The sequence below is a fragment of the Aliarcobacter faecis genome (assembly GCF_013201705.1).
Classification (GTDB): Bacteria; Campylobacterota; Campylobacteria; order Campylobacterales; family Arcobacteraceae; genus Aliarcobacter; species Aliarcobacter faecis.
The window spans coordinates 250837-264482 of sequence record NZ_CP053837.1; the positions used below are offsets into that span (position 1 = coordinate 250837).

15 protein-coding genes are annotated in these 13646 nt (G+C 27.1%); 3 read left to right on the forward strand and 12 right to left on the reverse strand.

The window, feature by feature from the left end; translation table 11 throughout:
* Positions 1–120: 120 nt before the first annotated feature.
* The 5 genes from acpP to queC all read right to left on the reverse strand — a co-directional run bounded on the left by acpP (position 121) and on the right by queC (position 3210).
* Positions 121–351, reverse strand: a complete 231-nt coding sequence (gene acpP / locus AFAEC_RS01260; RefSeq protein ID WP_024775682.1) for an acyl carrier protein — start codon at positions 349–351, stop codon at positions 121–123.
* Between the two features lie 93 nt (positions 352–444).
* Positions 445–1188 carry a 3-oxoacyl-ACP reductase FabG gene (gene fabG, locus AFAEC_RS01265; protein ID WP_026806632.1) on the reverse strand — a complete coding sequence of 248 codons (744 nt, stop codon included), beginning with the start codon at positions 1186–1188 and terminating at the stop codon, positions 445–447.
* Positions 1189–1242: 54 nt separating this feature from the next.
* Positions 1243–2007 (reverse strand): 7-carboxy-7-deazaguanine synthase QueE, encoded by a 765-nt coding sequence (locus AFAEC_RS01270; RefSeq protein ID WP_026806631.1) that lies wholly within the window; start codon positions 2005–2007, stop codon positions 1243–1245.
* Positions 2000–2521: a 6-carboxytetrahydropterin synthase gene (locus AFAEC_RS01275; RefSeq protein ID WP_026806630.1), complete on the reverse strand. Its 522-nt coding sequence runs from the start codon at positions 2519–2521 to the stop codon at positions 2000–2002. The genes AFAEC_RS01270 and AFAEC_RS01275 overlap by 8 nt, the downstream gene beginning before the upstream one ends.
* Entirely contained in the window at positions 2521–3210 is a 690-nt protein-coding gene (queC, locus tag AFAEC_RS01280; RefSeq protein ID WP_026806629.1) for a 7-cyano-7-deazaguanine synthase QueC, read from the reverse strand. Before queC ends, AFAEC_RS01275 begins: the two co-directional genes overlap by 1 nt.
* A 119-nt stretch (positions 3211–3329) precedes the next feature.
* Between queC and AFAEC_RS01285 the strand changes: the two genes are divergently transcribed.
* Both AFAEC_RS01285 and AFAEC_RS01290 read left to right on the forward strand, forming a co-directional pair.
* Positions 3330–3725, forward strand: coding sequence for a hypothetical protein (locus AFAEC_RS01285; RefSeq protein ID WP_225442385.1), 396 nt, complete (start codon positions 3330–3332; stop codon positions 3723–3725).
* Positions 3725–4396 carry a 16S rRNA (uracil(1498)-N(3))-methyltransferase gene (locus tag AFAEC_RS01290; RefSeq protein WP_026806627.1) on the forward strand — a complete coding sequence of 224 codons (672 nt, stop codon included), beginning with the start codon at positions 3725–3727 and terminating at the stop codon, positions 4394–4396. The genes AFAEC_RS01285 and AFAEC_RS01290 overlap by 1 nt, the downstream gene beginning before the upstream one ends.
* Positions 4397–4530: 134 nt before the next feature.
* On the opposite strand, the gene AFAEC_RS01295 is transcribed toward AFAEC_RS01290, so the two are convergent.
* The 6 genes from AFAEC_RS01295 to argB form a co-directional block, all read right to left on the reverse strand.
* Positions 4531–4719, reverse strand: a complete 189-nt coding sequence (locus AFAEC_RS01295; protein WP_027391050.1) for a hypothetical protein — start codon at positions 4717–4719, stop codon at positions 4531–4533.
* A 114-nt stretch (positions 4720–4833) separates the two neighbouring features.
* Positions 4834–5862, reverse strand: coding sequence for a c-type cytochrome (locus AFAEC_RS01300; protein WP_026806625.1), 1029 nt, complete (start codon positions 5860–5862; stop codon positions 4834–4836).
* Between the two features lie 3 nt (positions 5863–5865).
* Entirely contained in the window at positions 5866–7110 is a 1245-nt protein-coding gene (locus AFAEC_RS01305; protein WP_026806624.1) for a cytochrome b, read from the reverse strand.
* 13 nt (positions 7111–7123) lie between these two features.
* The gene (locus AFAEC_RS01310; protein ID WP_026806623.1) at positions 7124–7624 is read right to left on the reverse strand and encodes a Rieske 2Fe-2S domain-containing protein; all 501 of its coding nucleotides are present in this window, start codon (positions 7622–7624) and stop codon (positions 7124–7126) included.
* Between the two features lie 157 nt (positions 7625–7781).
* A complete protein-coding gene (gene thrC, locus AFAEC_RS01315) occupies positions 7782–9263 on the reverse strand; it encodes a threonine synthase (protein WP_026806622.1) in 1482 nt (493 codons plus the stop codon).
* A 98-nt stretch (positions 9264–9361) separates the two neighbouring features.
* Positions 9362–10261: an acetylglutamate kinase gene (argB, locus tag AFAEC_RS01320; RefSeq protein ID WP_026806621.1), complete on the reverse strand. Its 900-nt coding sequence runs from the start codon at positions 10259–10261 to the stop codon at positions 9362–9364.
* A gap of 79 nt (positions 10262–10340) precedes the next feature.
* Between argB and AFAEC_RS01325 the strand changes: the two genes are divergently transcribed.
* A complete protein-coding gene (locus tag AFAEC_RS01325) occupies positions 10341–13070 on the forward strand; it encodes a RecB-like helicase (protein ID WP_026806620.1) in 2730 nt (909 codons plus the stop codon).
* Here AFAEC_RS01325 and AFAEC_RS01330 read toward each other — a convergent pair.
* On the reverse strand, positions 13067–13630 hold the full coding sequence (locus tag AFAEC_RS01330) for a thiamine phosphate synthase (RefSeq protein ID WP_034216719.1): 564 nt from the start codon (positions 13628–13630) through the stop codon (positions 13067–13069). The two genes, AFAEC_RS01325 and AFAEC_RS01330, sit on opposite strands and share 4 nt — an antisense overlap.
* Positions 13631–13646 lie beyond the last annotated feature (16 nt).

The following is a 13646-nucleotide window of genomic DNA, read 5'->3' on the forward strand; positions in this document are numbered from 1 at the left end:
TAATTATGCTCCAATATTTAATTATATTTTATTTAAATTATTCAATTTTTTATCAAAAAAACTCAATAGTAGAAATCTTTAAATGAAAGAATTAATCTTTCATTTAAGTAAAGCGTGTAATTACGCGTTATTTTCGATGTATGCTATTGCATCAGCTACAGTTAAGATTTTTTCTGCATCTTCATCTGGAATTTCGATGTCAAATTTCTCTTCTAAAGCCATTACAAGTTCAACAACATCTAGTGAATCTGCACCTAAATCTTCAATGAACTTTGAATCTTCTTTAACTTCAGCTGGATCGCAATCTAATTGCTCTACAACAACCGCTTTTACATCATCTAATAATGCCATATCTTTATCCTTTTATAAAATTAACTTCAAATTATAGCAAAAAAGTTTTAAAAACCCTTTTAATTTCTTAAAATTATAGTTTAAAGCCTAGCTTTAAACATATAATCCACCATTTACTTTTAAAATCTCACCAGTAATATAGCTAGCATGATCACTTAATAAAAATGCTACAGCATCTGCAATTTCACTTGGATTCCCAAATCTTGAAAGAGGAATATTCTTTTCATATTCAGCTTTTACTTCATCTTTTAACAAATTTGTCATATCTGTTTGTATAAATCCAGGAGTTACTGCATTATATCTAATATTTCTACTTGCAGCCTCTTTTGCAAATGATTTAGTCATTGCATTTAAACCACCTTTTGAAGCAGAATAATTTACTTGACCAGGATTTCCCATCTCTCCAACAATAGAAGATATATTTACAACAGAACCAAATCCTTTTTTACCTCTTTGTTTATAAAACTCTTTACATCCAATAAATGCAGATGTTAAGTTTGCATCAATTACTGATGTAAAATCTTCAACACTCATTCTAAGAGCCAATTTATCTTTTGTAATTCCTGCATTGTTTACTAAATAAGCTAACTCTCCATCACTATCAATTATAGTTTTTATAGCATTTATAAACTCTTCTTCTATTGAAACATCAGCCTTAATTATTGCTGCTATTCCACCTGCTTTTTCTATTTGCTCTTTTATTATTTCTGCTTCTTCAATTTTGCTTCTATAGTTTATCCATACTTTTAGTCCATAGCTTGCAAGCGTTTGTGCAATTTGTGCTCCAATACCTTTACTAGCTCCTGTTATCAAAACATTTTTACCACTAAATTTCATATCTATCCTTTTGTTTTTGCATATAATTTTTATTATAACAATATTTTTATTAGATTAAACTCCTCTTTGATTATTCCAAATTCTAATATGTAGTCTATCTGAATATTTAAAACCATATTTTATAGCAAGATTTACTACTTCTAAAGAATTTTTGTCAATGCTTGAAGCAGTATCACCTAAGGGCATTAAATATACCTCACATTTTGGAATATCTTTTAAAATATCTTTAATTTCAGTCATAGCTTTTTCTAAAAAATCATCTCCTATAACAAATTTTAGATAAGACTTTTTTGTATTCTCTAAGATTTTTGTTAAAGTTATTTTGTTTACTCTTTTTTTTAAGGGTTCTAAAGAGTTACTTAGTTTTACACTCATAGAAAAGAGAATATTTTTTTGATAATCTTCTTTAAAATCTATATTTAGTGAAGCATTTGTTTCTATGGTTACTCTATGTTTTTTGTTTATATAATATTTTAATAAATTTTGGAATTCTAGATCATTCCAATATAAAAGAGGTTCTCCTCCAGTTATTACAATATCAATTTTATAGTTATATTCAAAATTCTTAAGAAGCTTATCTACTTCATTTACAATATCTAAATGAGAATTATATATTTTCCAACTATCTCTAAACTCCATATCAACTGCATAATATGAGTCACAGGCACACTTTTTTTTACCACTAGGTGTTTCGTACTCTACATTAAATCCTGCACATTTAAAGTTACATTTTCCAAATCTAATAAATATAGAAGGAGTACCCAAAAGTTTTCCTTCTCCTTGAATTGTTGGTCCAAAAATCTCATTTACTTCAAGCATAAAAAGTGCTTTTACTTTTTGGTGTCTCTAAGAACTCTATTTTTGATACTTTTATATCTATCTTTTTCATTTTTTCTTGTGCTATTTTCAAGAACCAAGCAGATAGATTTTCACTTGTTGGTACAAAATTTACAACTATATAACTTTCATAAAGTTCTAAAAGTTCAGCTTTAAAAGGTTTTGTATCTACAATTTTATACCCTTCTTTAAATGCTATTAAATCCTTTTTATCTATATTTGGAATTAAAGTTTCAAAAAGTGGATCATTTATATCTATTATAAATTTGTGATCTAAAATATCATCTAAAAATTTTTTAAACCAATTAAGATGTTTAAAATCTGTAACCATTCCACTTTTTAAACTATCTGATTTTAAATATATAATTATTTTTCCTTGATGTCCATGAAGATGTCTACACATTAGACAGCTATCTAAAGAGAATTCAACATCTAATGATTGCGACCAAACTCTATGTCCATAACAAAAATCAAACTCTTTTGATATTTCCCACATTAGAAAATCTCCTTATATTTTATAGGATCTTTTGAATTTACTTCGTTAAATCCATTTAATCTTAATCTACAAGAGTCACAAACTCCACAAGCTTCATCCTCTTCTTTATAGCAAGACCAAGTTAGTTCAAGAGGAACATTTAATTTTATAGCCTCTTGTACAATTTGTGCTTTACTTAAATTTACTAAAGGAGTGATAATCTCTATATTTGTACTATCTTTTGTACCCTCATTTATAGCTTTTTGAATGGAGTTAATGAAACTGTTTGTACAATCAGGGTATCCTGAACTATCTTCTTGAACTACTCCAATGTACATAGCACTTGCACTCTCTTTTTCAGCAATTGCACTAGCTATACTTAAAAATATCCCATTTCTAAAAGGAACATAAGTAATTGGAATAATACCTTTTTCAATACCATTTATTGGTACTTCTATTGATTTGTCTGTTAAAGCGCTAGCTCCAATTTGAGTAAAAAATGGAATATCAATTTCATATTTATTTAAAACATTTAGTTTTTCACAAATATCTCTAAATGCTTTTAGCTCTTTAGTTTGTGTTCTTTGTCCATAGTTAAAATGAACTGCAATTAGTTCATAACCACTGTTTTTTGCTATGTATGAACTAAGAGTTGAATCCATTCCGCCACTTAAAATTACTACTGCTTTTTTATTAAAATTATTTGCCATCTATTAAAAAATCCTTATATTATAAAAAAATGTATGAAATATTGAAAAATGTAAACTTATCATAAGTTGGATATAATAGCAAAAATTTTTAAAAGTGAGATAAACTTAATATGGAAATTATGCAAGATGCAATATCTACACATATTTATGCAATATATATTTTTTTAGCAATTATGCTTTTTAATTTATACTCTGTTGTTTCAAAAAAAGATTTTATGTCTTTGGCAAAAAGATTAAAATTTATGACTCCAATTTATCATTTAAGTAATGCAATCGTAATTTATACAGGTACAATAGTTGCTTTTTATGCACAACATTTTAGTTTTACAATAGCTTTAATGATACCAGCTTCAATATTTTTATTAGTAATTGAGATAAAAAGATATAAAAAACAGAGAGTTATAAAAGTTGCTGATACTCAATTACAAGAGGATTTTTATATCTATGCTAAAAAAATATATTTAATTGAAATTTCTGTTTTAGTTTTAGTTTATGTAGTTAGCAAGGTATTTTAATGCAATTTGTTTATGAAGCTTTAAGTGGTAATGATATTTTAGAGATAAAAGATGAAGTTTATAATTATATAATTAAAGCAAGACGACATAAAATTGATGATGAGATTTATTTTAGAAATTTAGAAGATAAAAATTTATATTTATATAAATTAAATTTTATTGACAAAAAAAAAGCTATTTTAAATTTAATTTTAAGTGAAGAAAAAGAGATAGAAAATTCAAAAAAACTTCACTTGGCTTGGTGTGTAGTTGATCCAAAAACTATATATGAGAATATAAGCTCTTTAAATGAGTTGGGAGTAGATAAGATAAGTTTTGTATATGCTGATTTTTCACAGAAGAATTTTAAAATTAATTTTGAGAAATTAAAGAAGATTTTAATAAACTCTTCAGCTCAATGTGGAAGAAGTAGTATTATAAAATTAGATATTTATAAAAATTTAGATGGATTCTTACAAAAATTTCCAAACTCATACTTACTCGATTTTTCAGATAATTTAATAGATGAAAAAAAAGATGAAATTGAAAGGTTAATAATTGGAACTGAAGGTGGTTTTTCAAAAAGAGAAAGAGAGCTTTTTAATAAAGATTTTATAGTTGGATTTAATTCAAATTTGATTTTAAGATCCCAAACGGCAATTGTATCTGCTAGTTCAAAAGTTATTATATAAAAGAGTAAAGATTACTCTTTTATACTTCTTATCAATTTCTAACTATTGAGTGACAGTTAGAACAGGCATTTAACATATCTGAATAAGAGTTTCCAGATTTAGCAAATGCTTTGTTTTTTAAGTTTTCTTCTAATTCAACTACATTTAAAGTAATTCTTTTGAAGGATTTTCAGCAATATTTGATATATGCTTTTTATTTTTTGACGGTATTGTGAAATTGAACTTTTTTCTATAAAAAGATTATTTCCATCTTTTACAAGTTTATTTCCTTCTTTTATTAATTCAATGTTGTTATTTAAAAAACCTTTTTGAATTAATGCCATACCTTTTTCCATTTTAGACATAGACTCTTGTATTGCATCATTTGCAAAAAGTGAACTAGATGCTAAAGATGCAATAATTAATAATTTTCTCTTCTATATTTTGAAAAGATGTTCTTAGTGAACATCTCTCCATCTGCTTGCTTTCCATAAGAATGCAAAGATTGCAAAAATCACTAGATAGATTAAGAATTTAGGTCCTAACTCTTCTCTTTGTGCTTTTTTAGAATCTCCAATTTCTTCAAGATATTTAATAACTTGAGCTTGAGACTCTTGTGTTAAACCAACTCTTGGCATTGCTGTTCCTTCAAGTTGTTTTTGAGGATCATTTATAAATGTTTGTAAATACTCAGCTCCTCTACTTCTAATATATTGAGATAAATCTGGTGGTAATTTACCCATATAAGTTTTTATGTCATTATGTGCTGTAAATGATGACATAGAACCACCTTTCATATCAGCATATTTAATATCGTGACATCTTTGACAAGCATCAGAAAATACTTCTTTATTTGTCATCTCTTTTGGAGCAATTGATTCTAAATAAGCAACCATATCAGCAATTTCTTGTGCTTGCATCCAGTCATAACCTGGCATTGGATGAGCTTTTCCATCTACAAATTTATGTGAAACTTTAGATGCTAATGCTGGATTTTTAATAAATGCAACTAAATACTCTTTTGAGTAAAGTTTTCCAGCACTTCCTAAATCAGGAGGAGTAACTCCATAAGCAGCTCCTGCACTTGCATTATCCATTAATTTTGGGAATCCTTTTGACTCAATACTATGACAAGCTGTACAGTTTGATGTTACTAAAACCTCACCATTTGCTACATTACCAGTTGCTTTAATAGCCTCTTCATTTGAAGCCCAAAACTCATTAATTGTTTTATCAAAAGTTGTAACTTCTTCTAAAGTTGCTGTTGCACCTTTAATAGCTTTTTCGTTATTAGCTTTTTTTGCTTCTTCTAAAGCTTTAGTAGCTTTTTCTATATTCTCTTTTGCACTAATTTTATCTGCTTCTTCAAATTTGAAGTTTGCAGGAGAAACATGTGGGTGCATTTGTGAGTGAGCAAAAGGCTCAACTCCCCAGTAAGTAATAAGTGTAAGAACTATTACTACTGCTAATATTTTTAATTCTCTCATATCTTAACCCCTTCTTTTTTGATCAAGTTTTGAAATAACTGGAAGTAGAATAAACAGTAAAATAAATATAACTGCTGCATAGAATCCTACCCATGCATTTGTACCTGTTGGAGGAAGTTTTCCATATACAGTTAATACAATTAAATCTGCCATTAAAATCCAGAACCAAATAAAGAATAGAGGTCTTTTATGTGCTGGTAAAATTTTTGTATCTCTATCTAACCAAGGTAAAATAAAGAAAATACCATTTGCAAATGCAAATGCAATTAGACCAATATCAAATGCTTTAATACCTGCGATATCAAAGAAGAAACCTCTTAATACTTCGTATGACCATAAGAAATACCACTCAGGATAAATATGAGCTGGTGTTACCATTGAATCTGCTGGATCAAAATTTACTGGGTCCATTGCAAAGTTATAATGGAAGAATACTAAATAGAAGTAGAATATTAGGAATACTCCAAGAACTGCTAAATCTTTTGAGATAAATACAGGCCAGAAAGGAATAACTTTTGACTCTTTTTTCTTACCACTTAAATATTTTTCAGCTTCAGCATCAAAATCAAGCTCTTCAGAACTTTGATTGTTTACGTGAGGGATTCTTAATGTGTAGAAGTGTAAACCAATTAGACCCATAATAGCAATAGGTAATAAGAATACATGTAGCATAAAGAATCTTGTTAATGTTGCATCAGCAACATTGAAATCTCCTCTAATCCAAACAACTAGAGCATCTCCAATAACAGGAACTCCACCAAATAAGTTTGTAATAACCATTGCAGCCCAGTAAGACATCTGTCCCCAAGGTAACATATAACCAGAGAATCCAGCAGCACTAAATGTAACAAATAGTAGCATTCCAGAGATCCAAATCATCTCTCTACCTTGCTTATAAGAACCATAATAAATTCCTGTTAGCATATGAATATAGATAATTAAGAAAACAACAGAAGCTGCAACACCATGTATATGTCTAAATAACCAACCAAATGCAACTTCTTGCATAATTGTATAGTTTACAGAATCAAATGCTAGTGCAACATCTGGTTTATAGTACATCATTAAAAATAATCCAGAAATTATTAAAATACCAAATGTTGTAGCTAATAAAACACCCATAGCCCATAAGAAGTTAATATCTTTTGGAATCCAATACTCAGTCATCATAACTTTATTGAAAGTTGTTAGATTTAATCTTTGGTCTAACCACTCACCAACAGAGTTAGCTTTTTTAAATTTTGCCATCTCTTTCTCCTTCTTATGCCATCATCGCTTGAGCGATTTTTTTATACTCTGGTCCTTCATTTCCAAGAACAATAGAGTTTCCTTTTACTTCAAATGGAGGTAAATCTAATGGTCTTGGTGGTGGACCAAAAATTTGTTGACCACTTGCATTAAACTCTCCACCGTGACATGCACATTTCCATTGATCTTTTTTCCATGCAGGAATACAACCTAGGTGTGTACAAAGACCAATAGCAACAGTATATCTATCATCGCCTATTACTAAATCTCTTTTTGAACTCTCCATATCAGCTGTTTTCTTTAAAACAAATATTGGTTTCCCTCTCCAAGTAAATGTAGATGGTTCACCAGCTTTTAAACCACTTAAATCAATCTCAGTAAACCCACCAGCTAAAACGCTAGGAAGTGGATCCCATACCTGTTTCATACCATACAAAGATGCGGCTCCTCCAACTGCAGCAACAGCTGCAAATGAGTAGCCAATAAAATCTCGTCTATTTGTATTTTTAGACATATTTGGCTTCCTTTTTTTAAAATTAGAATCAGGCTCGATTTTAATATAAAGATTCTTAAGAATTATTGATTTGTATCAAATTTTAAACGAAAGATTAATGGAATGTGTAGAAAAAGTAGATTTATTTAATAATTAAAATAAATATTATTAGAAAATCTTATGATTTTCTAATAAATTTGATGATTTCAGATTCAATATTTTCTTTTTCGATTATTGAATTATGGATTGTTTTTGCACTAAATAAATCTTTGATTGATTGTGGTAAATTTGCTTTAAATTTTGAACTAATCTCTTCTAAAGCTTCTTTATCACTATATTTTTCAGAATCTTGTTTTAGAGCATTTAAAACTGTTGGAGAGAATTTTGTCCACTCAGCTGTTGAATATATCACTGTTTTTAGAGCTTTGTCTTTTAATTCATTATAGGCTTTTATACAAGTTGCAGTGTGTGGATCCATTAAGTAGCCAATATCTAAGAACTCTTTTATTGTTTTATTTCCAAAAGTATCATTACTAAAAGTAGCACTAAAATATTTTTGTAACTCTTTTGTCTCATCTTTTGTCAGTTTAAAAATATTTTTTGAGTTTAAATCTTCCATTAGTTCTTTTGTTCTTGAACTTCCAAATAAGTCGTAGATAACTCTTTCAATATTTGAAGATTTTAATATATCCATAGCTGGAGATTTTGTTAATTTTAGAGTTTTTTCTCTAATATCGTAAACTCCTGTATTTATCCATTCTGTAAGAATATTATTCTCATTTGAAGCAACTAAAAGTTTTTCAATTGCTAAACCCATTTTTTGTGCATAATATGCCCCTAAAACATTTCCAAAATTTCCACTTGGAACTACTAAATATATTTTCTCACCATTTTTAATACCATTTTGTCTAATTAGTTCTAAATATGACCAAAAGTGATAGATAATTTGGAAAATAATTCTTCCAAAGTTTACAGAGTTTGCAGCACTTAAATTTATATTGTATTTTTCTAATTCACTTTTAAAGCTATTTGAAGCTAAAAGAGTTTTTAGTGCATTTTGTGCATCATCAAAGTTCCCTTTAATTCCTAAAACTTTTAAATTATCTGCTTCTTCACAAACCATTTGGAGTCTTTGAACATCACTTGTTCCTCCGTCTGGATATAGGCAAACTACTTGAATGTTTTTTTTATTTCTAAAAGTATTTAAAGCAGCAGGTCCTGTATCTCCACTTGTAGCTGCAAGTATTAGATAATTTTCATCTTTTTTTTGTGCAATTGAGCTAAAAATTGATCCAAAAGGTTGAAGGGCCATATCTTTAAATGCTCGTGTAGGACCATGATATTGTTCATTTACATATAAATCATCTTTTACTTTTATAACAGGACTTGGATTTTTTGGATTATCAAAATTATCATATAAATCTAAAGCTTTTTGTATTTCATTATCTTCTATATCAATTTCAAAAGCTTTTAAAATATTAAAAGCTAACTCTTTATAACTTTTATTTATATGATTTTCTATAAAACTTTGACCTAGATTTGGTAATTCTTTTGGTACATATAATCCACCAAAAGAGCTACTAGGGTTTAAAATAGCTTCACTAAAACTAACCTCTTTTGCTTTAATCCCATCATTTCCTCTTGTTTCAATAAATCCCATATTTTCTCCTTTTAAATAGTTCTCATTTTGAAGAGAACGGTTTTTTTAATAACTACTTTTTAATACAATTTATAAAGAAATTGCTAAAGTAGATAAAATTAACTATTTAATAATTTTTCTATATCAATACCATTATTTGGATTATCTACTCTTATAAATTGCGTTCCAACTCCATCACTTGTAAATAGCTCTAACAAAATAGAGTGTTCAACTCTTCCATCAATAATATGTGCTTTATTTACACCATTGTGAATAGCTTCTATACAAGAATCAACTTTTGGTATCATTCCACCAGCAATTGTTCCATCTTTTTTAAACATCTCAACATTTGCTTTGTCTAAAGTTTGGATTAACTCTCCATTTTTATTTAATACACCAATTGTATCTGTTAAAAATATAACTTTTTGAGCTTTTAAAGCCATCGCAATTTCGCAAGCTGCAACATCTGCATTTATATTATACCCTGGATGATTTGGTTCATCTCCATTTGCAATAGGTGCAATAACAGGGATAAATCCCTCTTTTATTAAGTTATTAATTAGTTCACCATTAACTTCTGTGATATCTCCAGTGTATCCAAACTTTCCTCCATCTTTTGGAATAGCTTTTATAATACTACTATCTTTCCCAGATATTCCAATAGCTTTTGCACCGTGAAAGTTAAGTAAAGAAGCTATATTTTTATTTATCTCTCCACTTAAAACCATCTCAACAACTCTCATACTCTCTTTACAAGTAACTCTATATCCATCAATAAAAGATGATGGAATTTCAAGCTTATTTAAAAGTTCTGTAATTCTTGCTCCTCCACCATGAACAACAACAGGTTTTATACCTAAAAGTGTTAGTAGAACAATATCTTGAGCAAATTTTTCTTTTAAATCATCACTTGTTTGTGCGCTCCCACCATATTTTATAACAATAGTTTTTCCATAAAATTTTTTAAAATATGGAATAGCATCAATTAGAGTTTGAACTTTTGGGTTTGTTTGTGCCATAAAAAATATCCTTGTAAATTTTAAAGCTTAGATTATATCTAAAAATCTCTTTTAAAATGAAATATAGTAAAATCGAATTATGGAAAAATATTTAGCATTAAAAGCAAGTGCAGGAAGTGGAAAGACTTTTGCTCTAACAGTTCGATATATTAGTTTACTTCTTCTTGGTGCAAAGCCTAGTGAGATTTTAACTCTTACTTTTACAAATAAAGCAGCTTTTGAAATGAGTCAAAGGGTGTTTAATACTTTACAAACTTTAGGTGATGATGAAGCCTATTTAAGTGAAATTATAAAAGTTTCAGGTTTAGAAAAAGAGCAGATTTTAGGTAAAAAGCAATTATTAATAAAACTTTTTACAAATGATAGTTTAAGCATTTTTACTATTGATAAATTTGTAAATAAGATTTTACGAGAGTTTTGTGGGTATATTGGAATAAGTGATGATTTTAAAATTTTAAATGATGATATAGAAGTTTTAAGTTTTAAGTTTTTACAAAGTTTAGATGAAAATAGTTTTAAAGAGCTTGTTGAGTTCTCTTTGTATGAGAAGAAAAAATTTAACTCTATTTTTGAGCTATTTAAAAGTTTAATTGAGAAAAATGAGAGTATAAATCCTATTGAAATTGATGCACAATTTTTAGATATTTTAAAAGATGATATTTTACAAAAAGCTTTTAAAATTAAAGAACACTTTTTAAACTGTAGTATGGCAAGTGCAAGTGCTATAAAAGCTGTAGATTTTAACTCTTTTGAGGAGTTGTTTTCAAAAACTTGGATAGAAAAAGAGAGTTTATATGATTACTCCTATTTTAAAAAATGTACAAATGAAGAGATAAATTCTATTTTTTTAGAGTTAAAAGAGGGGTTCTTAAACTACTATAAATTAAGAGCTTCATATAGTTTGAATAAAATTTTTAAGCTTTATATAAATTTTAAAGAGTTTAAAAAAAGTTTTAATATTGAGAAAAACTACTTTGAGTTTAATGATATCTCTAATTTAGTTTATGAACTTTTAAACGATAAAATTAATAAAGATTTTTTATATTTTAGACTTGATAGTAACTATAATCATATCTTGATTGATGAGTTTCAAGATACTTCTATTTTGCAATATAAGATTTTAAAACCTTTAATTGATGAAGTAATTGCAGGAGATAGTGAAAAGTTTAAAACATTTTTTTATGTTGGAGATCCAAAGCAGAGTATTTATAGGTTTCGTGGTGGGAAAAGAGAACTTTTTGATTATGTTTTAAAAGAAAATCCTACTATTAAACTTGCAAATCTAAATACAAATTATAGATCTAGTAGAAATATTATTGATTTTGTAAATAACACTTTTATAAATCTTTCAAATTATGATTATTTGGTTCAAGAGAGTGTTAGAAAAGATGGTTTTGCTGAAGTTATTTTAGATGAAAACTTACAAAATGAAGAGAAGTTTTTGGGTATTCTAAACAAGATAAAAGAGTTGATTTCTAGTGGTATAAATGAGAATGATATTGCAATATTATGTTATACAAATAGTGATGTTTTAGAGCTTTTTTATTATCTAAAAGAGAATTTACCAGAGATAAAAATAAGAACTGATATGAGTTCAAAACTAATAAATCAGCAAAATGTAAAAGCCTTAATAAATGCAGTAAAATATATCTATTTTCAAGAAAATATTTATAAAGAAAATTTTAATGCTTTAGTTGGAAAAAATCTAAATAGTGAATTTTTATTTAATATAGATTTAAATGAAATAAGTGTTGAAAAGGTGTTGTATTTAGTAGCAAATTATTTTAATATTATTGATGAAAATATAGTTAAGTTAATAGAACAATCAACTAAATATATAAATATTGTAGATTTTGTTTATGAGATAGATAAACTTGATATTAGTATTGAGAATAGTGAAAATTCAGGTTTACAGATACTTACAATTTTTAAATCAAAAGGTTTAGAGTTTCATACAACAATTTTGCTTGATAGAATTAAGAAGAAAAATATAGATAGAAGTTCTTTATTATTTGATTATGAAAATATAAATTTACAAAACATCTATTATAAAATTTCAGGTTATGAAAATTTTGATGAAAACTATAAAAGAGCTTTAGACAAAGAGAAGAGTTTAAGTTTAGATGATGAAAAAAATGTGTTATATGTAGCACTTACAAGAGCAAGAAATAATTTGATAATTTTCAAAAAAGAGAAAAATAGTGTTTTTGAAATTCTAAATTTATCTGCTTTAAAAATTGGGAATCTTATTTTAAGTGAAGTTATAAATAGAAAAAATAGTGTTGATAAAATAGTTTATGAGCCTTTAAATTTAGGAAAACAAGAGATAAAAATAGCTAAGGAGAGTAGTTATAATAGTGAAATTTTAAAATCAAGATATTTTGGATTGGCAACTCACTATACTTTAGAAATGATGAATAAGTTTGATTTACAAGCTCTTAAACATGGTATAAATTTATCTAAAGCAAAATATTTTAACTATTTACAAGAGAGTGATTTTGTAAAAATTGAAGGAATAGTTAAAAATCTAATAGAAAATTTAAAGTTTCAAAATTTGGTACAAAATGCTCAAATTGTTCATGAACAAGCTTTAATATATAATGAAGAGGTGAAAATCCTAGATTTACTTTTATATAAAGAGAATAGATTTATTATTGTTGATTATAAAACTACATCTGAAATTTTATCTTCTCATAAAACACAAGTTGAGTATTATAAAAAAGCAATTTGCGATATTTTTAAGACACAAAATGTATCTGGATATTTAGTTTATTTAAAAGAGAATAGTATAGATTTCTTGGAAGTTTAAATAAAATATCTAATAGATGCAAAACCATAGGCTTTTGTGCTTTGTATCTGCTTTATTTGTTCCTTTGTGATTATTCCTCCAAGTGCTATTATATTTAGCTTAGGGAATTTATCTATAGTATTTTTTAAGTTTTCTATACCTTTTGCTTCTCCTTTATTTGGGCTATCAAAAATAGGGGAGTATGTAACAAATTCTGAACCAAACTTTAGAGACATTTCTAGTTCATCAAAATTATGGCAAGAGATAATTGTAAAAAGATTTAAACTCTTTGCAAAATCTATTTTATCAAATTGTGTGGAGTTTAGATGGACTCCATCAAAGCCTAGACTTTTTGCTAAATCGATATTTGAGTTGATTAAAATTTTTTTTATTTTAAACTCTTTACAAACTTGTAAAAAACTCTTGGCTAACTCTTCAATATTCTTAGAACTTTTATCTCTAAAACAAGCAATATCTATTTTATGATTACTTAAAACTTTTTTTAGTTTTTCTTTAAAAGTTTGAGGATTATTTGTAAAAAATTGTGGGTCTGTGATTAAATAAGTTTTTAATTCTTTCATAATTTTCCAATAAAAA

What these genes read in the sequence shown, in the direction of transcription:
- thrC (WP_026806622.1), bottom strand. Translation starts at nt 9,263, where the DNA reads ATGGGATTTATTGAAACAAGAGGAAATGATGGGATTAAAGCAAAAGAG.
- AFAEC_RS01305 (WP_026806624.1), bottom strand. Translation starts at nt 7,110, where the DNA reads ATGGCAAAATTTAAAAAAGCTAACTCTGTTGGTGAGTGGTTAGACCAA.
- fabG (WP_026806632.1), bottom strand. Translation starts at nt 1,188, where the DNA reads ATGAAATTTAGTGGTAAAAATGTTTTGATAACAGGAGCTAGTAAAGGT.
- AFAEC_RS01325 (WP_026806620.1), top strand. Translation starts at nt 10,341, where the DNA reads ATGGAAAAATATTTAGCATTAAAAGCAAGTGCAGGAAGTGGAAAGACT.
- AFAEC_RS01300 (WP_026806625.1), bottom strand. Translation starts at nt 5,862, where the DNA reads ATGAGAGAATTAAAAATATTAGCAGTAGTAATAGTTCTTACACTTATT.
- AFAEC_RS01295 (WP_027391050.1), bottom strand. Translation starts at nt 4,719, where the DNA reads ATGGCATTAATTCAAAAAGGTTTTTTAAATAACAACATTGAATTAATA.
- AFAEC_RS01275 (WP_026806630.1), bottom strand. Translation starts at nt 2,521, where the DNA reads ATGTGGGAAATATCAAAAGAGTTTGATTTTTGTTATGGACATAGAGTT.
- acpP (WP_024775682.1), bottom strand. Translation starts at nt 351, where the DNA reads ATGGCATTATTAGATGATGTAAAAGCGGTTGTTGTAGAGCAATTAGAT.
- AFAEC_RS01270 (WP_026806631.1), bottom strand. Translation starts at nt 2,007, where the DNA reads ATGCTTGAAGTAAATGAGATTTTTGGACCAACAATTCAAGGAGAAGGA.
- AFAEC_RS01310 (WP_026806623.1), bottom strand. Translation starts at nt 7,624, where the DNA reads ATGTCTAAAAATACAAATAGACGAGATTTTATTGGCTACTCATTTGCA.
- AFAEC_RS01290 (WP_026806627.1), top strand. Translation starts at nt 3,725, where the DNA reads ATGCAATTTGTTTATGAAGCTTTAAGTGGTAATGATATTTTAGAGATA.
- queC (WP_026806629.1), bottom strand. Translation starts at nt 3,210, where the DNA reads ATGGCAAATAATTTTAATAAAAAAGCAGTAGTAATTTTAAGTGGCGGA.
- AFAEC_RS01285 (WP_225442385.1), top strand. Translation starts at nt 3,330, where the DNA reads ATGCAAGATGCAATATCTACACATATTTATGCAATATATATTTTTTTA.
- argB (WP_026806621.1), bottom strand. Translation starts at nt 10,261, where the DNA reads ATGGCACAAACAAACCCAAAAGTTCAAACTCTAATTGATGCTATTCCA.
- AFAEC_RS01330 (WP_034216719.1), bottom strand. Translation starts at nt 13,630, where the DNA reads ATGAAAGAATTAAAAACTTATTTAATCACAGACCCACAATTTTTTACA.